The sequence below is a fragment of the Nocardioides dilutus genome (assembly GCF_054779555.1).
Map to the genome: position 1 here is coordinate 1,000,674 of NZ_BAAGYA010000001.1, position 23,265 is coordinate 1,023,938.

A 23,265-nucleotide genomic window follows, 5' to 3' on the forward strand; every position below is an offset into this window, starting at 1 on the left:
CTTGGTGGTCGTGTCATGAGTCTTGCGGTGACCACCGACATCCCGGCGGTCCCGCGGTGCTGTTCAGACCTGGGTGAGGACGATGTCCCCGGAGACGGTCTTGGCGCGCAGCTCGACGTGGTCCTGGCCCTGCGCCGGCTGGCCCGCGCCCTCCAGGGACGAGCGGATGCTGCCGGAGACGGTGGTGAGGTCGGTCCACACCGGGAGCCCTGCCGGGATGCCGACGCGCACGTCGCCGGAGGCGCCCTTGGCCGTGAGTCGGCCGCGGTGGGCGTGGTCGATGACGAAGTCGCCGCTGCCGGTGGCCAGGCTGACGTCGTCGTGTGCCTGGCCCACCCGGAGGTCGCCCGAGCCGGTCTTGACGACCGTCTCCGCGTGCGATGCGTCGATCTTCACGTCCCCCGATCCGGTGGACACGACCACTGTGCGGTCGGTGTGCCCGACGCGTACGTCGCCCGACCCGCTCTTGACCCGGAGGTCGGCCTGAGCGTGGTCCAGCTGGATGTCACCCGAGCCGGTCTCGACGACCGCGGGGCCGCGCGAGGTGTCGATCTTGACGTCGCCTGACCCGCTCTTGACCGCGGTGGAGCCGGCGTCGCCCTCGATGGTGACGTCCGCGCTGCCGGTCTTGGCCGCGACGTTGGAGGCCGTCGGGACGACCGCTGTCACGTAGAGCTCGGCGTCGCCGCCGAAGAACCCGCCGCGCTGCTTCGGGCCGATGACCTCGATGCGTGAGCCGTGCTGCTCCACCCGGGTCTGGTCGGCGTCTCGGCCCTCCACCTCGATGCGGGTCTCGGTGGTGTCGGTGCAGGTGACCGTGACCGAGCCCTTGCCGATCTCGACCTGGAGGTCGACGGGCTCGTGGGTCTCGAAGCGGTGGTCGGACATGGCGTGCTCCTGTTCGAGGGTGTGTTCGTCCACGGGGCCGGCGAACGCCGGTCCCGGAAGTGGGTGCTGGTCGGTGGTGTCGAGGGTGGGCCGGTCAGAGCCAGCCGGTCATGCGGCGCTCACCGCGCTTGTTGCCGAACATGTCGCTCAGCTGGTCGCCGAGCATCCGGATGCTCGACAGGTCGACGTCCACGTTGATGGCGTCCTCGCGGGTGGCGGCCCGGACGACGTTGACCAGCCAGGTGTTGAGCGAGTGGCCGGAGCGCGCCGCGAACTCCTCGGCGCGGGCCTTGACCGCCTCGGGGAGACGCAAGGTGATCCGGGCGACGTTGCCGTCCTCCACCTCGTCCGGGGACGGGGGCGAGGGCGGGCTCGGGGGAGCGGGTGGGGCCGGCGGTCCGGCCGGGGCCTGGTCGACCACGAACTCGAGGTCGCGGCCGTCGAGCCGGACGTCGACGCCGCCGGCCGCCATCTCGGAGGTGATCTCGGCTGCGGCGTGGGAGATGGCCTCCATCATCGCCAGCCGGGCCGAGGAGTCGAGCGCGTAGCCGAGCCGCTCGGCGAGCTCGCGGGCCTCAGGACCCGAGGCCTCGGCAGCCGAGGCGAGGTCGGCGCGCAACCGTTCGACGTACGGGGTGATGTCCATGTGCACCACAATGACACCATAGTGATGTCATGTCAAGGGCAGACTGATGTCAGTGATTGGCGAGATGACATCAGATCGGTGGTACACCGCGGTCAGGGCGGGTCGACCGCGGTGTAGATCACCACGCCGTCGATGACCCGTTCGGAGTCGCGGTAGAGGTCGATCACCAGGGGGCAGCCGAGCGTCTGCCCGATCCGGCGGCCGTCGATCCGGAGCCGCAGCGCCGTGCGCTCGCCCGCGGCTGCGGGGCGGGGGATGCCGCAGGTCGCCGGCGGAGGCACCCCCTGGGTCACGGTCAGCATCGGCTGGCGGGTCGGTGTGCTGGCCGGGGCGTGGGCCTGCCTCCTGATCAGCGCCCGCAGGGCCTCCCACCTCGCCGAGCGCGCGGCGCCCACGCCCGAGCGGGGCTCTCCCTCCACACCGTCGATGACCACGCTGACGGTCCGGGCGAACTCCGGGCTGGTCGCGCCGGTGACCGCGAAGTCGATGAAGTCCCAGGCGTCACCCCTCCTGACGAACTGCGCCTCGCAGTTGGAGCCGGACGGGACGGCGGTGAAGACGTCGACCCGGCCGCCCTCCTCCAGGGGTTCACCCGCCTGCGGCGCGGACGTCAGCACCTGGCCGAGGGGCTCGCACTCCCTGACCGGCCGCAGCACCACGTCATAGCCCTGGTCCTCGAGCAGTGCCGCCGCCCGCTCACCGGAGTAGCCGAACAGTGCCGGCATCGGCTCGGTGGCCGGCTCCTGGGCCAGCACGACGGCCACGGTGACGCCGATGCCGAGCAGGCCGAGCCCCACCCACGGCCAGGGGCTGCGCCCGGGCTCGGGGACGTTGAGCACGGCGCGCTCCAGCGCGGCGTAGACGTCCGGGTCGGGGTCGTCGGCCCTCCGGATCGCCTTCTGCTGGTCGAGGAGCACCTGGTCGACGTACTCGCTCGCCGTGCCCTCGGGCGCCCCGAGCTCGACGGCCCGCTCCAGCAGCCGTCCGTAGCGCGCGGCGACGTACTCGTCGACGTTCATGACGTGACCACGGTAGGTCTCCGGAGCCAACGGGCCCTCCGGCTCGGCCCAGACGGACCTGACGCCCGCTACGCGCCTGGACCTCTGGGCGTCAGAGGTCGAAGAGCGAGCTGGTGCCGGAGATGTCGACGTCGGTCTTGGGCTGGTTGGCCCCGCCGGACGAGGCCGGCTTGGACTTCTCCTCAGGCTCGTCATCCACCTGCTCGGGCTCGACCTCTTCGACCTCGGGCTCGTCGAAGGTGGCGGCCTGGCTCAGCGCTGCGCCGCCGCTGACCGGCGCCTCGTCCTTGGCCTCGGGCTCCGGATCCGCGTCGGGCTCGGCGTCCCTGGTGGCCGGTGCCCCGACCGCTTCAGGCGCGGCGATGTCGAAGAGCGAGCCTCCGGACGACAGGTCGGCGGCCGGGGTCGGCTGGGGTGCCTTCGCTGCGGGGGTCTCGACAGGCTCGACCATCGGGGAGTCGGCTGCCGCTGCCGGCTCCGGCTCTGCCTCCGCTGCCGGCTCGGGCTTCGCCTCGGGCTCGATGTCGAACAGCGAGCCGCCGGAGCCGAGTTCCGCGGTCGGCTCGGCCGCCTTGGGGGCGGGCTCGGCGTCGGTCTTCTTCAGCGCCTCCTTGTCCGGCGCCGGCGCGGGCTCGTCGCCGCCGAGGTCGAACAGCGAGCCGCCGGAGTCGGCGGGCTTCGCGGCGGGGGGCTTCTCCCCGGCCGCGGGGGGCTCGTCGCCGCCCACGTCGAACAGCGACCCGCCGCCGCTCGCGGCAGGTGCAGGCTTCTCCGCCGTCTCGGCTGGGCGCTCCTCGGTGAGTGTCGCGGTGCCCCCACCTGACTCGGACGGTGCCGCCGCCGACGCGGAGCCACCGGCGCGTGCCCTCGTCGCCGACTCGCCCTTGACCGAGGCGAGCAGCATCTGCGCGACATCGAGGACCTCGACCTCCTCGCGGGCCGTGCCCTTGGCCTGCGCGGCGGTGAGCCCGTCGGAGAGCATCACCCGGCAGAACGGGCAACCCACGGCGATCTGGTCGGCGCCGGTGCCGACCGCCTCGTTGGTGCGGTTCTCGTTGATCCGCTCGCCGATGTTCTCCTCCATCCACATGCGGGCACCGCCGGCGCCGCAGCAGAAGGACCGCTCGGAGTGGCGCTCCATCTCGACGAACTCCGCCCCGGGGAGCACCTGGAGGAGCTCGCGCGGCGGGGAGTAGACCCCGTTGTGGCGGCCGATGTAGCAGGGGTCGTGGTAGGTGATCGACCGCTTCGCGGCGCCGGCACCTTCCTTGACCGGGGTCAGCTTGCCCTCGCGCACCAGCCGGTTGAGCAGCTGGGTGTGGTGGGTGACCTCGAGCTCGACACCGAACGCGGCGTACTCGTTCTTCAGGGTGTTGAAGCAGTGGGCGCAGGTCGAGACGACCTTCTTGACCTTGAACTCCTTGAAGGTCTCGGCGTTCTGCGCGCCCAGCTGCTGGAACAGGAACTCGTTGCCGGCCCGGCGGGCCTGGTCGCCGGTGCAGGTCTCGCCGTTGCCCAGCACGGCGAACGAGACGCCGGCCATGTCGAGCAGCTCGGCGACGGCACGGGTGGTCTTCTTCTGCCGGTCCTCGTAGGCGCCGGCACAGCCGACCCAGAACAGCCACTCCACCTCGTCGAGCGACTCGACGTCCTCGCCGACCACCTTGACGTCGAAGGGCAGGTCCTTGGCCCAGTCGAGCCGGGCCGTGGCGGACATGTTCCAGGGGTTGCCCTTGTTCTCCATCCCCTTGAACAGCTGGTTGAGCTCGGCCGGGAAGTTGGCCTCGACGAGCACCTGGTAGCGCCGCATGTCGATGATGTGGTCGACGTGCTCGATGTCGACCGGGCACTGGTTGACGCATGCGCCGCAGGTGACACAGGACCACAGCACGTCGGTGTCGATGACCGCGCCGCCCTCGGGCTCCCACGCCAGGCCCTCGGTCTCTCCGACCAGCGGGCGCTCCGCCTCGGCCAGGACGTCGGCGGGCAGGTTCGCCCGGTCTGCCTCGGAGGCCAGCGTGTAGGGCGCCTTCGCGAACGCGTGGTCGCGGAGGTTCATGATCAGCATCTTGGGAGACAGCGGCTTCTCGGTGTTCCACGCCGGGCACTGCGACTGGCAACGACCGCACTCGGTGCAGGTCGCCATGTCCAGCAGGCCCTTCCAGCTGAAGTCCTCGATGGACCCGACACCGAGCTTGGCGTCCTCGTCGAGGTCATCGAGGTCGTCGAGGGTGACCGGCACACCGGCGTTGGTCAGCGGCTTCACCGCGCCCAGCGCCACCGGCTCGCGCTTGAAGAGCACGTTGAGGGGCGCCACGAAGATGTGGAGGTGCTTGGAGTTGAGCACGATCACCAGGAACGCCAGCATCACGCCGATGTGGAGCAGCAGCCCCACTCCCTCGAGGAGCTCGAGGGCGTCGTGGGAGAGGCCGTCCAGGACCTTGCCGATCGCCGTGGAGGCGAAGGCGCCGTCGCCGTAGGGAAGGTTGCCGCCCGCCGCTGCCGCGCCGCGGAACAGGAACATCGTCCAGATGACGTTGACGATCATCCCGAGGATCACCCAGGCGCCGCCGAGGTGCGAGCCGCTGAAGCGAGAGCGACGACCGAGCTTGTGAGGGTTGTTGCGCAGCCGGATCAGCGCGAACGTCGCCAGGCCGACCAGGCACATGACGGCGATGAAGTCCTGCGCGAACCCGAGGACGTCCCACTCACCGACGATCGGGATGGCCCAGTGTGGGTTGCGGCTGAAGAGGATGCCGAAGGCCTCGAGGTAGACCGAGCCCAGGATCAGGAAGGCCCAGAACACGAAGAAGTGGGCGGCGCCCGGCACCGACCACTTGAGCAGCTTGCGCTGCCCGAAGACCTCGAGGACCTGGCTCTTCACCGCCTGGCCCAGCCGCCGGCTGACGTTCTCGAGCCGGTCCGGCGCGGGCTGGCCGCTGGTGATGAGCCGGAACAGGAAGAAGACCCGGCGGCCGGCGACCGGAAGGGCCAGGACCAGCATCAGTAGCCCGACGATCAGCACCCACAGGTCCACGGTCACTCCTCGCGATGTTGCCGGATGGTTGCCAGCTGGATTGCCTGACAGATCAACGGGCAGCGGCGAGCCTAGTGCGCCCGAGTCCCGACGGAGTCTACTGTCCGGTAACTTCCGTCCAGGCGGGGGAACCACCTAGGACGTCTGCGCGTCGATATGACCCGAATGGGTGCTTTACCAGCGGATCAGCACTATGCAGACTTAGCCCTCGCCGGATCGTGGCCGGCTCGACAACGGGGCACGTGCAAGTGGGCACGAGCGCCACGAAAGGACGACCGCCGTGGGTTCGACGATTCGACGCAGCCCAGGAGCGCGGCGCTTCGCGGTTGCCGCACTGGCCGCGGCGCTGGGCCTCACCAGCCTGGCCGCGCTGAGCAGCTCGTCCGCGTCCGGTGTGTCGGGCGGTGTGTCGGGCGCCGGGTCGGCGCGCACCGCACTCCCGGCGGCTGCCGCGGGCGAGGGCGACGAGGACTGGACGCTGATGATCTACGACGTCGCGGACACCTCCAACATCGCCAACGACATGATCTCCAACCTCGCCGCGTTCACCGCGATCCCCGAGATGGAGAACGTCAACATCGTGGCGCTGGTCGACCTGCCCGAGCAGACCGACCCCGGCTACCCGCAGGCCACGCTCCCCGGCCTCGCACCGTTCACGACCGCAAAGCTGGTGGTCCTCGAGGACGGGCGCTGGAACGAGATCCGGGACTACGGCGAGATCTCGATGGGCCGTCCCGATGTGCTGGCCACCTTCATCGAGGAGTCCGCGGACCGGTTCCCGGCCAGCAAGTACGGGCTGGTGCTGTCCGACCACGGCGGCGCCTGGTCCGGCGGCTATGCGGACACCGGGCCCCCGTCCACGTCGCAGCTGACGATTGCCGACATGCGCGCCGGGATCATCACCGGCATGCAGCGCGGGGACATCGACGAGTTCGAGTTCATCGACCACGACTCGTGCCTGATGGCCGCCTACGAAGCCGCATCCGCCCTGGGTCCACTGGCCAAGGTGCACGTCGCCTCGGAGGAGGTCACCTTCGGGGACTTCACCCTCGACACCGACGCGATCGCCAGCCTCGGCGAGGACGTGTCCGGCGAGGAGTGGGGCCTGGCCAACATCGAGGGATACGCACAGACGGCAGACAACTACGGAGACATCGCCGCGTTCTCGGTGCTCTCCGTCGTCGACGGGGCCGCCATGAAGCGTCTGGACGCGGCACTCGAGGCCTTCTCTGCGGTGGCGGTCGCCAACATGGAGGAGATCGCGCCGGAGATCGCTCGCGCTCGGAGTCGCTCCCTGGAGTTCGTCACGGGGCTGCTCGGCGAGGAGGAGGGTGGGGGCTTCAGCGTCGTGGACCTCGGCGACTTCCTCCGCCAGCTCGAGAACGTGCCTCCGGAGGTGGAGGTGGCCCGCGACGCCGCGTACGCCGCCCTCGACGCCGCGGTGCTGCACCAGGTCACCCGGCGGGCCACCCAGCAGGCGACCGGTCTCAACGTGTTCTTCCCAGAGACCCCCCGCCAGGCCCGCGGCTACGTCGCGCAGAACATCGCGCCGCCGGGCTGGGGCCGGCTGGTCGAGGCCTACGCCGACTTCGCCACCGAGAGCGGTGGGCCCGACGGGTCCGCCGAGTTCACCAGCGACACGGCCGACGTCCTGGAGATCGGGCCGGGCGGCATCCGGATCGCGGCCCAGCTGCAGTCGGGCGACGAGGACAACGTCGCCGCCGCCGAGACGCAGGTCTACACCCAGCTCGACGGCCGTGACGCGCTGGCCGTGGCGCTGCCGGCCTACCTCAACTCCGGCGGGCGTGGCCAGGTCCAGGGAGTCTGGAACTTCTCGGTCACCACGCTCCAGTCGGGCAAGAAGCGGGCGCCGGCCTCAGCCGTCTACCAGGCCCAGTCCGGCGGCCTGCTCGGCTGGTTCCAGGCCCTCTACACCGCGCCCGACGGCAGCCAGACCGACGTCGAGATCCAGGTCCTGCTCTCCAGCGAGGGTGAGATCGAGAGCATCACCGTGTCCGACATCAGCCTGGGTGGCGGCGCCCAAGCGGGCATCGACCTCGAGAACGGCGGCTCGCTCACGCCCTACCTCATCGTCCCGTCGAGCGGTGGCTTCCAGCTCGAGCTGTCGAGCCAGTCCGTGCCCGTCAACGACAAGACCGAGGTCTCCTATCCCCAGCTCGCCAAGGGGACGTCGTTCGACATGGGCGTCGGCGTCGCCGACCTGGCCGGCAACTTCGACATCGCCTTCGTCACCGAGACCGTGCGGTGACCCAACGATGACACCCACCGACCACCTCATCCCCAGCACCACCTCACACACCGGAGGACAGTCATGACGACCACACCCGAGAGCCCAGACGGCGGCGCAGCCGCGGCGTCCGCGCCCGTGGCGCCACCCGGCGCGCGCTTCGACCCCGTGACCGGGGCCGAGCTGGGAGCAGGCGGCACCGAGCGCCGGGAGTCCTTCGCCCTGCAGCCCGGCGAGCCGGTGATGTCGTTCAACATGGTGACGTCGCTGATGCCGCTGGCCAGCGGCTCGGCGCCGCAGACCTACAGGTGGGCGCTGGGCCTCGGCCTGCTGATCCCCGTCATCGCCGGCGCGCTCGGCTACCTCGCGTTCGCGTTCGTGGCCGCGGCGCTGGTGGTGCCCGCGATCTACGTCGTCTACATGTATGACGTCAACGAGTGGGAGGACCAGCCGGTCCCCGTCGTGCTCGGCACGATCGGGGCGGCCGCGGCGCTGGGGGTGGGCTTCACCTTCCTCTGGCACGCGGGGCTGCTAGGTGACGACGTGGCGCCGGTCGACTTCGGGCAGGGTGCCGCCGGGGTGAGGTGGAGCAGCCTGCTGGTGCTGGTCCTGCTCGTCCCCATCGTCAGCGAGCTGCTCAAGCAGGTGGGGCCGCTGTTCCTGGCCTCGCGACCGCAGTTCGACGACATGATCGACGGCCTGACCTTCGGTGTCGCCGCCGGCGCGAGCTTCGCCGCCGCCGAGACGATCGTGGTCAACCGCTCGCTGTTCAGCAGCTTCGGTTCGATCGACAGCCCCGACGCGGGCTTCTGGGTGTCCCTGATCCTGTCCGCGGCGATCGTCAAGCCCATCGTCTACGGCGCGGCCACGGGCATCGCGGTCGCGGCCTGGTCCGGTCTGGGCAGTGGCTTCGAGGGCTTCAAGCCGGCCTACCTCCGCGGCCTCGGTGAGGCGCTGCTGGCCAACATCCTGTTCCAGGGCGGCCTCTACCTGGCCTCGCGCGTGGAAGGCACGGCCGGCGCGGTCATCGGTCTGGTCTGGGGCGCGCTCATCGCCGGCGTGCTCGTCGTCCGGCTCCGCTACCTCCTGCACTTCGCGGTCCTCGAGGCCGCGCTGGAGGGCGCCAACAGCGGGTCGCCGCTCAAGGACGCGGCCCGGGGCACGGCGTACTGCCCGTCCTGCGACATGCCGCTGCTCGACGGCGCGAACTTCTGCGTCGTGTGCGGCACCGCGACCCGCGCCGGCAGCAAGGTGACCCGGCTGCGCAACCGCACCCCGGACGCCGAGGTCGCGGCGAAGCCGTCGCTCAAGCCGGTCCCGGCCGGTGTGGCTCCCCGGGACAACTCCCGGACCGCGGTCGTGGTCGGTGCCGTGGTGGCGGCCATCGTGCTCGGTGGCGCTATCGGCCAGGGCGTGGCCGCGGCGGGGGCGGACGACGCGCCGCTGTCGCCCGACGACTCCGGCATCGTGCTCGAGCCGGACCTCGGGGCGGGCCCGACCACCGAGGACGCGCCCGAGCCGGCCGACCCGCCGGGACCCGACCCGGACCCTGCCGAGGAGTCGGACGGGTCCAGCACGGAGTCCAGCGCCAAGCTGGCGTCGTTCTCCGGAGCGCTGACCGACGAGCTCACCGACGAGGAGACCGCGACCGATGACGGTTCCGGTGGCATCGGTGGCGGCCCGCAGCCGGACGACCCCAGCGGCTCGGACATCGTCGACCTCGGCGTGGCCGGCTTCCGGGTTCCCGACGGCTGGGAGGTCGAGTTCTCCGAGACCGGCTTCGCCCAGCTCTGGGGCCCAGGTGGCTACTTCATCGCCGTCGTCACCCCGTCCCCGGCCGAGATGGAGGGGCTGATCACGGACCACCTCAACGGTCTCGTGGGCTTCGGGGTGCAGGAGCTCGAGTACACGCAGCCGGAGGCGGTCTCGCTGCCGACGTCGGCGGTGGTCGAGGCGCAGACCCTGTTCTACCGCGGTCTGATGGCCACCCAGCAGGGCGGCACGTTCCCGGTGGAGGGCTTCGGCTACTACTTCATCACCCAGGACGGCACGGGCATCACCGCGTTCGGCCTCTACGAGCAGGGTGCGCTCGACAGCACGCCCGAGCTGGTCGACGGCTACAACGCGATGCTCAACGACCTGGTCAGCACCATCCAGTGACCATCAACCGATGATCAAGTGAGGTCGAGATGACATCACCCAGCCGCCGCACCGCCACGACCTCGTCGACGACGAGGGCCGTGGCGGGTGCGGCGGCCCTGGCCTCGGTCGTCGCCGCGACGCTCGCGGGTGCCTCGGCCGCCGGGGCTCCGGCGGCCGCTCCCGCGGGCGGCGACGACTGGACGATGATGGTCTACGCGGTGGGGGACACCTCCAACGTGTCGCAGCTGATGGTGGAGAACCTCACCCAGCTCGCGGCGCTGCCGGACGCCGACAACGTCAACGTCGTCGTAATGCTCGACCTGCCGGAGCGCAACGACCCGGGTGCCCCCAGCAGCACGCTTCCCGGGCTCGACCAGTTCACCACGGCCAAGCTGCTGGTGCTCGACGACAACAAGTTCAACGAAGTGCGCGACCTCGGCGAGGTCTCCATGGGGCGTCCTGACGCGCTGGCGGCGTTCATCGAGGAGGCCGCCGACCGATTCCCCGCGGACAAGTACGGGCTGACCCTGTTCGACCACGGGGGCGGCAACACGGGTGGTTACCTCGACACCGGCCCGCCCGGCGCCACCATGATGACCATTCCCGACATCAGGGCAGGGATGGCCGCTGGGATGGCGCGCGCCGGCATCGACCGGTTCGACCTGCTCTACCACGCGGCCTGCCTGATGTCGTCCTACGAGACCGCCTCGGCGCTGGCGCCGCTGGCGAGGACCATGGCGGGCTCCGAGGAGCTGATGATCCAGTACCCCCTGTCACCGCAGGGCTTCCCGGTGCTGGCCCAGAACGGGTCCGCAGACGAGGTGGGTGCCGCGCTCATCGACGGCTACCGCCAGCTGCTCGACGAGATCGCCACCCAGGGCGGCCAGACCTATCGCGACCTGGCGGCCATGTCGGTCGTGGGCGGCGACGAGGTGCAGCGCCTCGACGCGGCGGTCGAGTCGTTCGCCAACGCTGCTGTCGAGCACATGGACGAGATCGCCACGGAGGTGGCGCGGGCGCGCGCGAAGTCTCTCGAGTTCGTCGTCGGCTATGACGAGGGCTCGGCCGATCTCATCGACCTCGGCGACTTCCTCCGCAACCTCGAAAACCTCCCACCGGACGTCGAGGTCGCCCGGGATGCCGCGTTCGCGGCCCTCGAGGCCTCGGTCAGCGCCCAGGTGCTGGGCCGGGCGACCGAGCAGGCGACCGGTCTCAACGTCTTCCTGCCCACCGACCGGCGCCGGGTCGGCCCCTATCTCGAGGACGGCACGGCCCCGAGGGGCTGGGGCGAGTTCGTCCGCGCCTTCCTGGAGGAGGGCGTGGGCGGCCAGCCGAGCGGTGACGGCGTCAGCTTCGTGAGCGACGAGGCGGAGGTGCTGCTCGCGGACGCCACCGGCATCAAGATCGCCGGACAGCTGACCTCCGGCGCGGCCGCCAACGTGACCGCCTCCGAGACCCAGGTCTACGCCGCCATCGGTGGCCAGGCCAACGCGCTCGCCGTCGCTCTTCCCGCCTACGTCAACGCGGGTGGCGAGGGGCAGGTCCAGGGTGTCTGGAACTACGCGCTCACGACCCTGAGCGACGGGGGCAAGAGCATCCCGGTGACCGCCAGCTACCAGGCGCAGTCCGGCGGCTTCGTCGGGTCGTTCCTGATGCAGTACACCTCGCCCGAGGGCGGCGTCTCCGACGTCGGGGTGCGGGTGCTGCTGAGCAGCGAGGGCCAGATCGAGGGCGTCTCGCTCGTCGACGTGTCCGGAGGCGCCGCCGGCGGAACGAATCTGGTCAACGGCGGCAGATTGACGCCGTACGTCTTCGTCCCCGAGTCCGGCAGCCTGTCCAAGGTGCTGTCGTCGGAGTCCATCGCGGTCTCCGACGCGCTCCAGGTCGCGTTCACCAAGCTCCCGGTCGGCACCCAGTTCGAGATGGGTGTGCTGGTGGCCGATGTGCAGGGCAACGTGGCGGCGGCGTTCACCACCCAGGCGGTGAAGTAGCTCAGTCCCGGCGGAGGCTCTTGACCTTCCCGGCCTTGGAGAAGGTGATGACCATCGTCACCTTCTTCTTGCCGGCGGTCTTGGCGCAGAAGCCGAAGATCCGGCCCGAGCGGGTGTAGGGCTGACCGACCGCCTCCATGACCGCCTGGGTGGACATGCCGGTGCGGATCAGCTTGCCGACCTTGACGACCGACCTGCGCAGCTCGGGGTTGCGGCAGGAGTCGGGCTGGATGCCCATGGCGCGCTCCCAGGTCTGCAGGTAGGCCTCTGCGCCCCGGGACATGTCCTCGAAGATGGCGTCGCCGTCCTTGCCGGCCACCTTGGTGAGGTCTTCGACCCAGTCCGGGTAGAGGCCGTACTGGGCGACCCCGTCGACATTGATGTCCCAGGTGCGCTGTCCGGCGGTCTGCCTGCGGACCGCGACCCCGCCGAGGCCTTTGAAGGGGTAGGTCACCTTGTTGGGGACATCGGCGCCGCGCGGGTCGCCCTGGGCGCCGAGCCCGTTGATGTCGGCGCCGAAGCCGAGCCCGAAGTAGTAGCGCGGGTCGGCCCAGCCGACGTGCTTGCGCCACTTCTCCACGAAGCCGGTCGAGTCGCCGGCGTAGGGCGCGATGAACCCGCCCTGCTCGTAGATCCGCGGGTAGGCGTCCGGGGTCGACCACGAGTGGCTCGACAGGACGCCCTGGTAGCCCATCTGCTCGGTCTGATCGAGCGCGGCGTTGCGCGCCTTGACGCTGAGATGGTCGGGGTCGAAGAGGATGTGCCGCTCGGCCAGCTCCTTGACGGTGTGTTCGCCCAGGGTCGTGAGGCCACGCCGGTTGCAGTGGTCCGGCGGCGGGTAGACAGGAGCCGAGACCGGCAGGCCGAGGGCAGCGATGGCGCCGAACAGCGCATCCTGCTGGTCGGCGGAGATCTCCGGGAACGCCACCTGGTTCTTGTCGTGCGACTCACCGTCGGCGGGCTCGCAGTGGCGCATGTCCCAGTAGGAGCCGGTCTCGAGGAAGTTGGCGTTGTTGACCAGGACGCCGACCTCGCCGTTGTCGCCCGCGACCCCGGCCAGGGCGTTGTCGAACTTGTTGACCAGCTCCATCTGGCGCACGCCGAGCTTGTGGACCTCGTCGAGCTGGCGGTCGATGTCCCCGATGCTGCACTGCGGCACGTCGGCCTTCATCGTGCAGCCGAAGGGCAGCGACGTCTCGATGCCCATGACGACGGCCAGCTTGCCCTGGTTGATGACCTCGCGGGCCTCGAAGGGTGACTTCACGATCCGGTAGAAGCCCTTGCCCGGCCCGCCGAACTGCGCGTCGATGTAGTCCTGCATCTCGTACATGCGCTTGGCCTGCAACCGGACGGAGTCCATGTCGTCGCAGGAGTTCTTCTTCAGCGGGTAGAGCATGCACAGCTGGTTGTTCTCGACCAGCAGGTTGACGAAGATGCGCTGCCCGCCGCGCCAGGCGCGCTCCAGCCAGCGGTAGTAGGTGCCCTCGTGGGTCAGCGAGTTGGGCGCCGGCCAGTCCTTGAACGTCGGCCAGCCGACCGGGTCGTGGCTGGGCTCGCCGGAGAGCGCGGACTCGAGGATGCCGCCGTAGCCGCCCGTCGCGCTGTGGTCGGGGCAGTCCACCAGGGCGACTGCGATGCCGAAGGGGTCCCACGGCTTGCCGCAGTGCGCGCGGCCGCCCAGGAACTCGAAGGCCATCCCGTGGGTGTGCGCGTCGACGTAGCCACGCACCTCCTGGTAGGACGTGACGCCGGCATGCGGACGCCCGCCGACGTCGATGCCCGCCTCGGGGAACGCGGCGCATCCCGTGGTGCGGAGCAAGCGGAAGGCGGTGATGCCCTTGAGCTTCAGCGTCGTCCCGCCTCGGGTGAAGGTGAACCGCGGCCGCTTCTTGTTCCTCGGCCCAGGCTTCGTGGCCGTCGCGGTCCACACGGTGTCGGCGCTCGCCTCGGCCGCCAGGCCGTCGGCCGTCCGGAACTTGCCGCGCTTGGTGTAGAGCAGGTAGGAGCCGAGGTCGGTCGCCTTGAAGTAGGTCGGCTTGCCCGCCATCCGGTAGCAGCCGCCCGCCATCGCGAAGCGGTCCTGGGGGAAGAGCAGCCGCTTCTGGATCGGTCGCACCGAGGTCAGCGGCGGGTCGGGGGTGCGTCGCGCCTGGGCGACGTAGGCCGACGCGATCGCCCGCTCCGCGGCGTTGGTGGGGTCCTGCGCGGCCTCGCCGACCTGACCGCCACGGGAGATGGCGTTCTTGGTGGTGGGGTCGTCGTGGTCGTGAGGCAGGGACTCGGGGTCCACGTCGGCGGCGGCCTGGGCGGGGCGCTTGCTCTTGTCGTAGATCCCGGGCAGGTTGCCCTGGCGGCCGAGGGCCACGGACGCGCCCAGCGTCGGGATGGCCATGACACCCGCGACCAGGGCACACGAGGCCAGCGCGGCCACGACCAGCCGACGGACGGACTTGCTGCGATCCACCATGTGCTGACCAACGCCGCGGCCCGCGAGACGTCACGGAGGAGGGAGCGGCGGGGTCTCCTGGCGCCCCAGACCTGCCACGGCGGCCAGGATGAGCAGGGTGCCGAGGACCCCCACGACACCCAGGCGCTCATCGAGGACGATCGCGGCGACCACGGCCGCCGTGACCGGCTCGAGCAGCGAGGCCACGACCGCCGCGCTGCCGGACGTCGTCCGCAGCCCGGCGTACAGAAGGCCGTAGGCGAGGGCCATGGTGAACACACCCAGATAGGCCAGGGTGGCCAACACGACGGGGTCCGTCGTCAGCAGCGGCGCGTCGCCCCGAGCGCCGAGCAGGCCGAGCGGCAGCAGGGCCACGGCGCCTGCGCCGGTGGCGACGCTGGTCAGCGCGAGTGGCGTGGTGGTGGCAGCGACCGACTCCGCGAGCATCGTGGTCAGGGCGTACGTCGCGCCGCTCAGGACGGCGAGGAGGACACCGAGCCCCGGCCGCGGGCCGGTCTCGCCGAGCCCGGCGGTCGAGCTGACAAGCACCAGGCCGGTGACCGCCAGCAGGAGGACGACCAGGGCGTGCCGGCCGGGTCGCCGCCGCTGCCGGAGACACTCGACCGCGGTCACCAGCACCGGCGCGAGCCCGAGGCTGACCACCGTCGCCACGGTGACCCCGACCGAGACCACGGAGCCGAAGTAGAGCGCCTGGTAGGCCCCGGTGGCGACGCCGGCGAGGACGGCCGGCCCGGGGCGCTCGCGCAGGAGCTGGGCGATGTCGCCCGCCTGGCGGAGCAGGACGACCGCGGCCAGGAGGACGAGGGCCGCCAGCCCCATCCGCCAGGCGCTGATGGTGAGGACGGACATCGGCTCGTGCTGGCGGATGACCTGGACGCCGAGGCCGCCGGTGCCCCACAGGACGCCGGCGAGGCTGACCTGGGCGAGTCCCAGGCGGGAGTGGACATGCATGGCTGTGCTCCGGATGAGGGTCGGATAGGGCCGAAGGGCCCGGTGGACGCGTCTGGAGCACGCCGCTGGTGCGGCGGGGCTCCGGTCAGACGACCGGAGGCGGCAGCGGGGTGCCGAGCACAGGTGTGGTCACCCGGTCATCATGGCGTGACCCGGTGACCTCAGGCGAGTGGTTTCAGTGGCCGAACGCGTGCTCGTCGCGGACCGGCACGAGGGCCACGGCCGCCAGCGGGAACAGGGCGGTCAGCGCGAACATGGCGCCGTAGCCCAGGTGGGTCGCGGCCAGCCCGGCAAGGGGTGGAACGGCGGACGCGGCCACGAACTGCGCGGTGTTCTGCAGACCCAGGGCGCGGCCGGACCAGAACGGCCCGGCGCGCTCCGCGACCGCTGTGAACGCCAACCCGTTGTCGGCAACCGTGACGACGGTGGCCACCACGACGAGCGGGACGGCGATCACCAGACCCGCGGCCGCGGACGTGCCCAGGGCGAGCATCGTCGCCGCCGCCGCCCAGGTCACCCATCGCAACGGACGCATCCGTGCGCCGACGACGTCGGACAGCTGCCCGGCCGCGATCCGGCCGAGCGCCCCGGCGAGCTGGGCGAACGCGACCAGGCCACCCGCTGCCGCGGGTGACCAGCCGCGGTCCTGGACCAACCAGACCAGGACGAACGTCCACACGGCGAACTGCGGTACGACCAGGAGCACGGAGACGCCGTGGACGCGGGCGAGGAACCGATCGCCGCGGTAGGGGTTGGGGGCGGACGCCGGGCCACCCGCCGGCCGAGGTGGGTCGATGACGACCGCTGCCACCGCGCCTGCCGCCAGCGTGCACGCCACCACTGGCACCCACAGGGCGACGTACGGCCCGAACCGGTCGGCCGTCACCGCCATCGTGGCCGCAGCGATGCCGATGCCCAGCGGCGTCGAGGTCTGCCTGATCCCCATCGCCAACCCGCGACGGCGCGGCGGGAACCAGCCGATCACGACCCGGCCGCTGGCGGCGCTGGTGCTCGTCGAGGCAGCCCCCGCGAGGAAGAGGGCGAGGCCGAGGAGGACCGGCCCGCCGGCGTTCACCGCCGCGACACCGAGGACCGCGGTCGCCACGAGCCCGGCGAGCAGGGTCAGGCGCTCACCCCGGCGGTCGCAGAGCAGGCCCCACACCACCAGGGTGCAGGCGCCGCCCGCCACCGGCGCAGCAGAGACCAGTCCGGCCTCCGCCAGGCTCAGGTGCTCCCGCGCGACCAGCGACGGGATGAGGAACGCCGGCCCGGTGTTCATGACCGCGGATGCGGCCTGCGCCAGGGTCCCGGCACCGAGCATCGCCCAGCGCCGCGTCGTCCCGACCCGGGGGGAGGTGGCCGCCAACGTCACCCGCCCGATTCAACGCCTTGCTGGGCGTCGAACCGGGCGGGTCTCGTGGAGTGGCCTGTGAGGTTGTCTACTTCAGTCCGCTACCGGCGATCAGGAGCTTGGCGTGGCCGAGGTCGACCACCGCGCCCGAACCGTCCAGCAGCGTCAGCCGCACGGCGATGACCTCGACACCGCTCTTGAACTCCTTGGTCACGCCGGTCTCGATCTGCACCAGGCCAGGGATCGTCAGTCCGTCGAGCTCGGGGAACGAGTATTCGGTCCCGTTGGCCGTCGCCGTGAGGAACTTGGTGCCGTCGGTGTCGAAGGTGACGCCGTCACGCGTGCGCGCCACGTTGACCCTGCCCTGGATGCCGGTGATCACCAGCTGGCCGTTGCCGAGGTCGACGCTGGCGACGCGGGCGAGCTCGTAGCCGTTGGCCTTGCCGGGGCGCTGCTGGCCCATCTGCCGGGTCGACGCGGCGCCCACCTGCAGGAGCGGGGACAGGTCGACGGACGCGATGTCCTTGCCCTTCTCCTTGCCCATCGTGCCCTGGCACGGCATCCGGGTGTGCGGCTGCGGGCCGCTCTGGACGAGGTCGTTGAGCGCCCGGACCTGCGTGGCCGCGGAGAACCCGGCGAACAGACCGCGCTTGACGCCACGGTTGAGCTTCGCGCCCGTGTGGGCCACGCGGACCCTGGTGTCGGTGGGGATCAGGGTCACGTCGAGCACGTCGGCCCGGGCCTTGGCGCCGTTGCCGTCCACACGGGTCTTCTCGCTGCCGGACCGGATCTCCACGAGCCCAGGGATGATGATCGGCGAACCCGGGGTGGGGAGTGCCAGCTCCTGCGGCGAGCCGTCGGTCGGGGTGAAGGTCAGGCTCGCGATCTGGGTCTTCGTGGTGGCGTGGAAGCCGGTCGCGTCGTGGTAGGCGCGGGAGAACGAGCTCAGGCCCTTGAGGGCGAGCTCGCCGAAGCTGCTCTCGCTCAGGACGATCTTGGTGATGTCGTGGGTCGCGAAGCTCGAGTGGACGCCGTTGCTGCGCTCGGTCCAGTTGCGCGTCGAGACGCCCTTGGCGGTGCCGAGACCGGGGATCTCGACCGACGCCACCACGTTGGTCTTGTCGACGCCGACCACGTTGGTGCACCCGATCGCCTGGTAGCTGGTCGTGCCGGAGGAGGCCGGGATCTGGCCGCCCCGGACCCGTGAGCCGTAGGTCGCGGACTTGAAGGCGAAGGGGGTGCGGTCGCCCTTCTTCGCGAAGACCGACGGATCGAAGCCACCGGACGAGGCCGCGGGGGGAGCCGCGGCCAGGGTCGTGCCCAGGAGGGCGAAGGTGGCCGCAGCTGCGGCCAGGGAACGATGACGCATGGGGGAGCTCCTTGCGTGCGTGTATGCCGAAGCGCTCAGCTCTTGGGGGACTGAACGACTCACTCTACGGCGGGGGTGTCTTGTCTGTGGGCCATTCGGCTGGGTTGCCATGGTCACACCGGGGGGTGCGAGGATCGCTGGCGTGCCATCTGATGTGCCACCTGTGCCCTCGCTGCCAGCCTCCGACCCGCCCGGCGTCGTCGTCGACATCGGCCCGCTCAGCCTTTCGGACGTGGTGGCGGTCGCCCGGCGCGACGCGCCCGTGCGGCTCACCCCCGAGGCACTGGCCGCCATCGACCGCGCCCGCGCGGTGGTCGAGGAGCTGGCCGCCGCCCCGACCCCGGCCTACGGCATCTCGACCGGGTTCGGAGCCCTGGCCACCCGGCACATCCCGGTGGAGCAGCGGGTCCAGCTCCAGCGCTCGCTGGTCCGTTCGCACGCGGCCGGGTCCGGCCCCGAGGTCGAGCGTGAGGTGACCCGCGGCCTGATGCTGCTGCGGCTCTCGACCCTGGCCACCGGTCACACCGGCGTACGCCGCGAGACCGCCGAGCTGCTGGCCGGCCTGCTCACCCACGGCATCACCCCGGTCGTCCACGAGTTCGGGTCGCTCGGCTGCTCGGGCGACCTGGCCCCCCTGGCACATTGCGCGCTCGCCCTGATCGGCGAGGGTCCGGTGCGCGACCGAGACGGCGTCCTGATGCCCGCGGCCGACGCGCTGTCCGCCGCGGGGCTGGCGCCCGTCGAGCTGGCCGCCAAGGAGGGGCTGGCGCTCATCAACGGCACCGACGGGATGCTGGCCATGCTGGCGCTGGCCATCACCGACCTGCGGATGCTCCTGCGGACCGCGGACATCGCCGCGGCGATGTCGGTCGAGGGCCAGCTCGCCACCGACCGGGTCTTCGCCGCCGAGCTGCAGGCGCTCCGGCCCCAGGTCGGGCAGGCGCTGTCGGCCGCCAACCTGGCCGCCCTCCTGGCCGACTCGGGCGTGGTCGCCTCACACCGGGGTCCGGACTGCAACCGGGTCCAGGACGCCTACTCGCTGCGCTGCTCGCCGCAGGTGCACGGCGCCGCTCGCGACACGGTCGAGCACGCCGCGGTGGTCGCGGAGCGGGAGCTGGCCTCGGCCGTCGACAACCCGGTCGTGCTCGCCGCCAGTGATGGGCCCGGCGATGGGCCCGGCGATGGGCCCGGCGATGGGCAGAGTGGTCGCGTGGAGTCCAACGGCAACTTCCACGGGGCGCCGGTGGCCTACGTCCTCGACTTCCTCGCCATCGTCGCCGCCGACGTCGCCTCGATCAGCGAGCGGCGTACAGACCGTTTCCTCGACAAGGCGCGCAACCACGGGCTCCCGCCGTTCCTGGCCGACGACCCCGGTGTGGACAGCGGCCACATGATCGCGCAGTACACCCAGGCCGCCGTCGTCTCGGAGATGAAGCGTCTCGCGGTCCCCGCCTCGGTGGACTCGATCCCCTCCAGCGCCATGCAGGAGGACCACGTCTCGATGGGCTGGTCGGCGGCGCGCAAGCTGCGGCGTTCGGTCGACGGGCTCACCCGGGTCGTCGCCATCGAGGTCCTCACCGCGGCTCGGGCCTTGGACCTGCGGGCGCCGCTCGAGCCGTCCCCCGCGACCGGGGCTGTCGTCCGGCTGCTCCGCTCGTCGGGCATCGAGGGTCCGGGGCCCGATCGGCACCTCGCCCCCGAGATCGAGGTCGCCGTCGAGCTCGTCCGGTCGGGCGCCGTCCTGGCCGCCGCCGAAGAAGTGATCGGAGATCTGTCGTGACCGGTGACAACCCCCGCCTGCCCATCCATGCCGCGACCGGCACCGAGCTGACGGCCCGCTCGTGGCAGACCGAGGCGCCGCTGCGGATGCTGATGAACAACCTCGACCCGGACAACGCCGAGCGGCCCGAGGACCTCGTCGTCTACGGCGGCACCGGCAAGGCCGCGCGCGACTGGGCGTCGTACGACGCGCTGGTCCGCACCCTGCGCGACCTGAAGGACGACGAGACCATGCTGGTGCAGTCCGGGCGTCCGGTCGGGGTGATGCGGACCCACGAGTGGGCACCGCGGGTGCTGATCGCCAACTCCAACCTGGTGGGGGACTGGGCCAACTGGGAGGAGTTCCGGCGGCTCGAGGACCTCGGGCTGACGATGTACGGCCAGATGACGGCCGGCTCGTGGATCTACATCGGCACCCAGGGGATCCTTCAGGGCACGTTCGAGACGTTCGCTGCCGTGGCTGACAAACGGTTCGGCGGGACCTTGGCCGGCACGATCACCGTCACCGCCGGGCTGGGCGGCATGGGCGGCGCCCAGCCGCTCGCGGTGACCATGAACGACGGCGTCGCGATCTGTGTCGAGTGCGACCAGTCCCGCATCCAGCGCCGGATCGACCACGGCTACCTCGACGTCCAGGCACCCTCGCTGGAGGAGGCCGTGGAGCTGGCGATCGAGGCCCGCGACGCGCGTCGTCCGCTGTCGGTCGGCGTGCTGGGCAACGCCGCCGACATGCTGCCGCGGTTGCTGGAGAGCGAGGCCCCGGTCGACATCGTCACCGACCAGACCTCGGCCCACGACCCGCTGTTCTACCTGCCGGTCGGCACCGCCTTCGAGGACTGGGAGAGGGAGCGCACCGAGGACCCGGTCGGGTTCACCAAGCGGGCCAGGGAGTCGATGGCCATCCACGTCCGGGCGATGGTGGAGTTCCAGGACCAGGGGGCCGAGGTCTTCGACTACGGCAACTCGATCCGTGACGAGGCGCGCAAGGGCGGCTACGACCGGGCCTTCGAGTTCCCGGGCTTCGTGCCGGCGTACATCCGGCCGCTGTTCTGTGAGGGGAAGGGGCCGTTCCGCTGGGCGGCGCTGAGCGGCGACCCGGCAGACATCGCGGCGACCGATCGCGCCATCCTCGAGCTCTTCCCGGACAACGGGCGGCTTCGGAAGTGGATCACCATGGCGGGGGAGCGGGTGCACTTCCAAGGCCTGCCGGCCCGGATCTGCTGGCTGGGCTACGGCGAGCGCCACCTGGCGGGGCTGAAGTTCAACGAGATGGTCGCCTCGGGCGAGCTCAAGGCGCCGATCGTGATCGGCCGCGACCACCTGGACTGCGGCTCGGTGGCGTCGCCCTACCGGGAGACCGAGTCGATGCTCGACGGCTCCGACGCGATCGCGGACTGGCCGCTGCTCAACGCACTGGTCAACACCGCGTCCGGGGCGACCTGGGTCTCCATCCACCACGGCGGCGGCGTCGGGATCGGGCGTTCCATCCACGCCGGCCAGGTCTGCGTCGCCGACGGCACCGACCTGGCGGCGCAGAAGATCGAGCGGGTGCTGACCAACGACCCGGGCATGGGCGTCATCCGGCACGTGGACGCCGGCTACGACCGGGCCGTCGTGGTGGCCGAGGAGCGCGGCGTCAGGGTGCCGATGCGTGAGGGTGAGTGACGGTCGAGAGGCCGTCGACGAGTGCCCAACGATGAGTCCCCGCCGGTGAGGAGGTCGACTCCCTCATGAGCGAGCAGCAGAGCCCGGCCGAGGAGTGGCGCGAGATCGGCGGCGGCTTCACGGCGCGCGTCGAGGGAGCGAGCCCGGATGCGTGGGACAACCCCGCGCCGGTCCAGGGCTGGACCGCCCGCGACGTGGTGCGGCACCTGGTCGAGTGGTTCCCGTCGTTCCTCGAGTCGGGTTCGGGGGTGCGGCTCGCGGTGCCGACGTCGGTCGACGACGACCCGGTCGCGGCCTGGCACGAGCTGGCCGACGGCGTACGCACGCTGCTCGAGGACCCGGCGACGTCGACCCGGGTCCTGAGCAACCCGCACATCGGTGACGTCCCCCTCGACCAGGCGGTGTCGCGGTTCTTCACCGGCGACGTCTTCATGCACACCTGGGACCTGGCCCGGGCGACCGGTCAGGACGAGACCCTCGACCCGGAGCGCTGCGCCGAGATGCTCGCCGGCATGGAGCCCATCGAGGAGATGATGCGGGCCAGCGGCCAGTACGGGCCCGTCGTCTACGACGCGCCGGCCGACGCCGATCCGCAGACCCGGCTGCTCGCGTTCATCGGGCGCGACCCGCGACTCTGAGGAGTCCGCCCGCTTCGGGTGGCTTCGTGCGAGAGTTCCGGGGTGACCACCCAGCCAGCCAGGTCGCGCGCGACCCTCTCCGACATCAGCTCCCGGGCCTGGGAGCACCCGGCGGACCGCGGTGCGCTCGTCGCCCTGCGCAAGCTCAAGGGTTTCGACACCGTGCTCAAGGCGCTCTCGGGTTTCGTCAACGAGCGCCGGGTGCGGTTGGACTACCTCGGCTCCGGGATCAAGGTCGACGAGCGCCAGTTCGCCGGGATGCACCGCCTCATGGCCGAGGTGGGCCGGGTGCTCGACGTCGACGAGCTGCCCGAGGTCTACGTCGTCAACTACCCGTTCACCAACGCAGTCACGATCGGCATGGACAAGCCGATCATCGCGGTCAACTCCTCGATGCTCGACCTGCTCGACGAGGAGGAGATGCGCTTCGTCCTCGCCCACGAGCTCGGCCACGCGCAGAGCGGCCATGCGGTCTATCGCACTCTGCTGATCTGGCTCGGGGACCTGACCGGCTTCTGGCGCTCCATCCCCGGCGGCAACCTCGGCATCCGGATGATCGTCGCCGCGCTGACCGAGTGGTCGCGCAAGTCCGAGCTCTCGGCGGACCGGGCCGGGCTCCTCGCGACCCAGGACCCGGCCGTCGCCTACCGCGTGCACATGAAGCTCGCCAGCGGCTCGGGCGACCTGTCCGACCTCGACCAGACGGCGTTCTTCGCCCAGGGGCAGGAGTACCTCGAGGCCGGCGACATCCGCGACTCGGTGCTCAAGCTGCTGCTGGTCGAACGACGCACGCACCCCTATGCCGTCGTGCGTGCGGCAGAGCTGCGGCGCTGGGTCGACTCGGGGGAGTACACCGCCATCCTCGGTGGTGACTACCCACGCCGCGAGGACGACGCGAGCGCGCAGATGTCCGAGGCCGCCAAGCAGGCCGCAGACTCCTACACCGAGGTGTTCCGCTCGTCGCAGGACGCCCTGGGCAAGCTCTTCCACGACCTGGCCGGCGTCGCGGGCAGCGCGAAGATGTGGCTCGACGAGAAGCTCCGCCGAGGCGGGGACGACGAACCCGTCTAGCTC

Annotated in this window: 15 protein-coding genes; 7 read left to right on the plus strand and 8 right to left on the minus strand. The window is 71.2% G+C overall.

Translation table 11 applies throughout. The features are described 5' to 3' along the window. Positions 1-63: 63 nt before the first annotated feature. The 4 genes from ACYVC6_RS04940 to ACYVC6_RS04955 form a co-directional block, all read right to left on the minus strand. Positions 64-888 carry a DUF4097 family beta strand repeat-containing protein gene (locus ACYVC6_RS04940; RefSeq protein WP_460711564.1) on the minus strand — a complete coding sequence of 275 codons (825 nt, stop codon included), beginning with the start codon at positions 886-888 and terminating at the stop codon, positions 64-66. Positions 889-982: 94 nt separating this feature from the next. Next, entirely contained in the window at positions 983-1,534 is a 552-nt protein-coding gene (locus ACYVC6_RS04945) for a toxin-antitoxin system HicB family antitoxin (protein WP_460711566.1), read from the minus strand. A gap of 92 nt (positions 1,535-1,626) precedes the next feature. After that, the gene (locus ACYVC6_RS04950) at positions 1,627-2,553 is read right to left on the minus strand and encodes a hypothetical protein (protein WP_460711568.1); all 927 of its coding nucleotides are present in this window, start codon (positions 2,551-2,553) and stop codon (positions 1,627-1,629) included. A gap of 91 nt (positions 2,554-2,644) precedes the next feature. After that, positions 2,645-5,596 carry a (Fe-S)-binding protein gene (locus ACYVC6_RS04955; protein ID WP_460711570.1) on the minus strand — a complete coding sequence of 984 codons (2,952 nt, stop codon included), beginning with the start codon at positions 5,594-5,596 and terminating at the stop codon, positions 2,645-2,647. A gap of 274 nt (positions 5,597-5,870) precedes the next feature. On the opposite strand from ACYVC6_RS04955, the gene ACYVC6_RS04960 reads away from it, so the two are divergent. The 3 genes from ACYVC6_RS04960 to ACYVC6_RS04970 all read left to right on the plus strand — a co-directional run bounded on the left by ACYVC6_RS04960 (position 5,871) and on the right by ACYVC6_RS04970 (position 11,971). Next, positions 5,871-7,859 carry a clostripain-related cysteine peptidase gene (locus ACYVC6_RS04960; RefSeq protein ID WP_460711572.1) on the plus strand — a complete coding sequence of 663 codons (1,989 nt, stop codon included), beginning with the start codon at positions 5,871-5,873 and terminating at the stop codon, positions 7,857-7,859. 63 nt (positions 7,860-7,922) lie between these two features. Next, on the plus strand, positions 7,923-9,998 hold the full coding sequence (locus tag ACYVC6_RS04965) for a PrsW family glutamic-type intramembrane protease (RefSeq protein ID WP_460711574.1): 2,076 nt from the start codon (positions 7,923-7,925) through the stop codon (positions 9,996-9,998). 29 nt (positions 9,999-10,027) lie between these two features. Further along, positions 10,028-11,971, plus strand: a complete 1,944-nt coding sequence (locus tag ACYVC6_RS04970) for a clostripain-related cysteine peptidase (RefSeq protein ID WP_460711576.1) — start codon at positions 10,028-10,030, stop codon at positions 11,969-11,971. A 1-nt stretch (position 11,972) separates the two neighbouring features. Here the strand turns inward: ACYVC6_RS04970 and ACYVC6_RS04975 are convergent, their stop codons facing one another. The 4 genes from ACYVC6_RS04975 to ACYVC6_RS04990 all read right to left on the minus strand — a co-directional run bounded on the left by ACYVC6_RS04975 (position 11,973) and on the right by ACYVC6_RS04990 (position 18,109). Continuing rightward, the gene (locus ACYVC6_RS04975) at positions 11,973-14,438 is read right to left on the minus strand and encodes a hypothetical protein (protein ID WP_460711578.1); all 2,466 of its coding nucleotides are present in this window, start codon (positions 14,436-14,438) and stop codon (positions 11,973-11,975) included. 30 nt (positions 14,439-14,468) lie between these two features. Further along, positions 14,469-15,389: a DMT family transporter gene (locus tag ACYVC6_RS04980; RefSeq protein WP_460711580.1), complete on the minus strand. Its 921-nt coding sequence runs from the start codon at positions 15,387-15,389 to the stop codon at positions 14,469-14,471. 175 nt (positions 15,390-15,564) lie between these two features. Continuing rightward, positions 15,565-16,761 (minus strand): MFS transporter, encoded by a 1,197-nt coding sequence (locus tag ACYVC6_RS04985; protein ID WP_460711582.1) that lies wholly within the window; start codon positions 16,759-16,761, stop codon positions 15,565-15,567. Between the two features lie 67 nt (positions 16,762-16,828). Further along, entirely contained in the window at positions 16,829-18,109 is a 1,281-nt protein-coding gene (locus ACYVC6_RS04990; RefSeq protein WP_460711584.1) for a choice-of-anchor P family protein, read from the minus strand. 163 nt (positions 18,110-18,272) lie between these two features. Here ACYVC6_RS04990 and hutH point away from each other — a divergent pair, with 163 nt between their 5' ends. From hutH to ACYVC6_RS05010, 4 genes are all read left to right on the plus strand, one after another. Beyond that, a complete protein-coding gene (gene hutH, locus ACYVC6_RS04995) occupies positions 18,273-19,889 on the plus strand; it encodes a histidine ammonia-lyase (RefSeq protein WP_460711586.1) in 1,617 nt (538 codons plus the stop codon). Beyond that, a complete protein-coding gene (hutU, locus tag ACYVC6_RS05000) occupies positions 19,886-21,553 on the plus strand; it encodes a urocanate hydratase (protein ID WP_460711588.1) in 1,668 nt (555 codons plus the stop codon). Before hutH ends, hutU begins: the two co-directional genes overlap by 4 nt. A gap of 65 nt (positions 21,554-21,618) precedes the next feature. Next, positions 21,619-22,191 carry a TIGR03086 family metal-binding protein gene (locus tag ACYVC6_RS05005; protein ID WP_460711590.1) on the plus strand — a complete coding sequence of 191 codons (573 nt, stop codon included), beginning with the start codon at positions 21,619-21,621 and terminating at the stop codon, positions 22,189-22,191. A gap of 42 nt (positions 22,192-22,233) precedes the next feature. Continuing rightward, a complete protein-coding gene (locus tag ACYVC6_RS05010; RefSeq protein ID WP_460711592.1) occupies positions 22,234-23,262 on the plus strand; it encodes a M48 family metallopeptidase in 1,029 nt (342 codons plus the stop codon). The last annotated feature ends 3 nt before the right edge of the window (positions 23,263-23,265 follow it).

What these genes read in the sequence shown, in the direction of transcription:
- ACYVC6_RS04965 (WP_460711574.1), top strand. Translation starts at nt 7,923, where the DNA reads ATGACGACCACACCCGAGAGCCCAGACGGCGGCGCAGCCGCGGCGTCC.
- ACYVC6_RS04990 (WP_460711584.1), bottom strand. Translation starts at nt 18,109, where the DNA reads ATGCGTCATCGTTCCCTGGCCGCAGCTGCGGCCACCTTCGCCCTCCTG.
- ACYVC6_RS04940 (WP_460711564.1), bottom strand. Translation starts at nt 888, where the DNA reads ATGTCCGACCACCGCTTCGAGACCCACGAGCCCGTCGACCTCCAGGTC.
- ACYVC6_RS04945 (WP_460711566.1), bottom strand. Translation starts at nt 1,534, where the DNA reads ATGGACATCACCCCGTACGTCGAACGGTTGCGCGCCGACCTCGCCTCG.
- ACYVC6_RS04975 (WP_460711578.1), bottom strand. Translation starts at nt 14,438, where the DNA reads ATGGTGGATCGCAGCAAGTCCGTCCGTCGGCTGGTCGTGGCCGCGCTG.
- ACYVC6_RS04950 (WP_460711568.1), bottom strand. Translation starts at nt 2,553, where the DNA reads ATGAACGTCGACGAGTACGTCGCCGCGCGCTACGGACGGCTGCTGGAG.
- ACYVC6_RS04970 (WP_460711576.1), top strand. Translation starts at nt 10,028, where the DNA reads ATGACATCACCCAGCCGCCGCACCGCCACGACCTCGTCGACGACGAGG.
- ACYVC6_RS04980 (WP_460711580.1), bottom strand. Translation starts at nt 15,389, where the DNA reads ATGCATGTCCACTCCCGCCTGGGACTCGCCCAGGTCAGCCTCGCCGGC.
- ACYVC6_RS05005 (WP_460711590.1), top strand. Translation starts at nt 21,619, where the DNA reads ATGAGCGAGCAGCAGAGCCCGGCCGAGGAGTGGCGCGAGATCGGCGGC.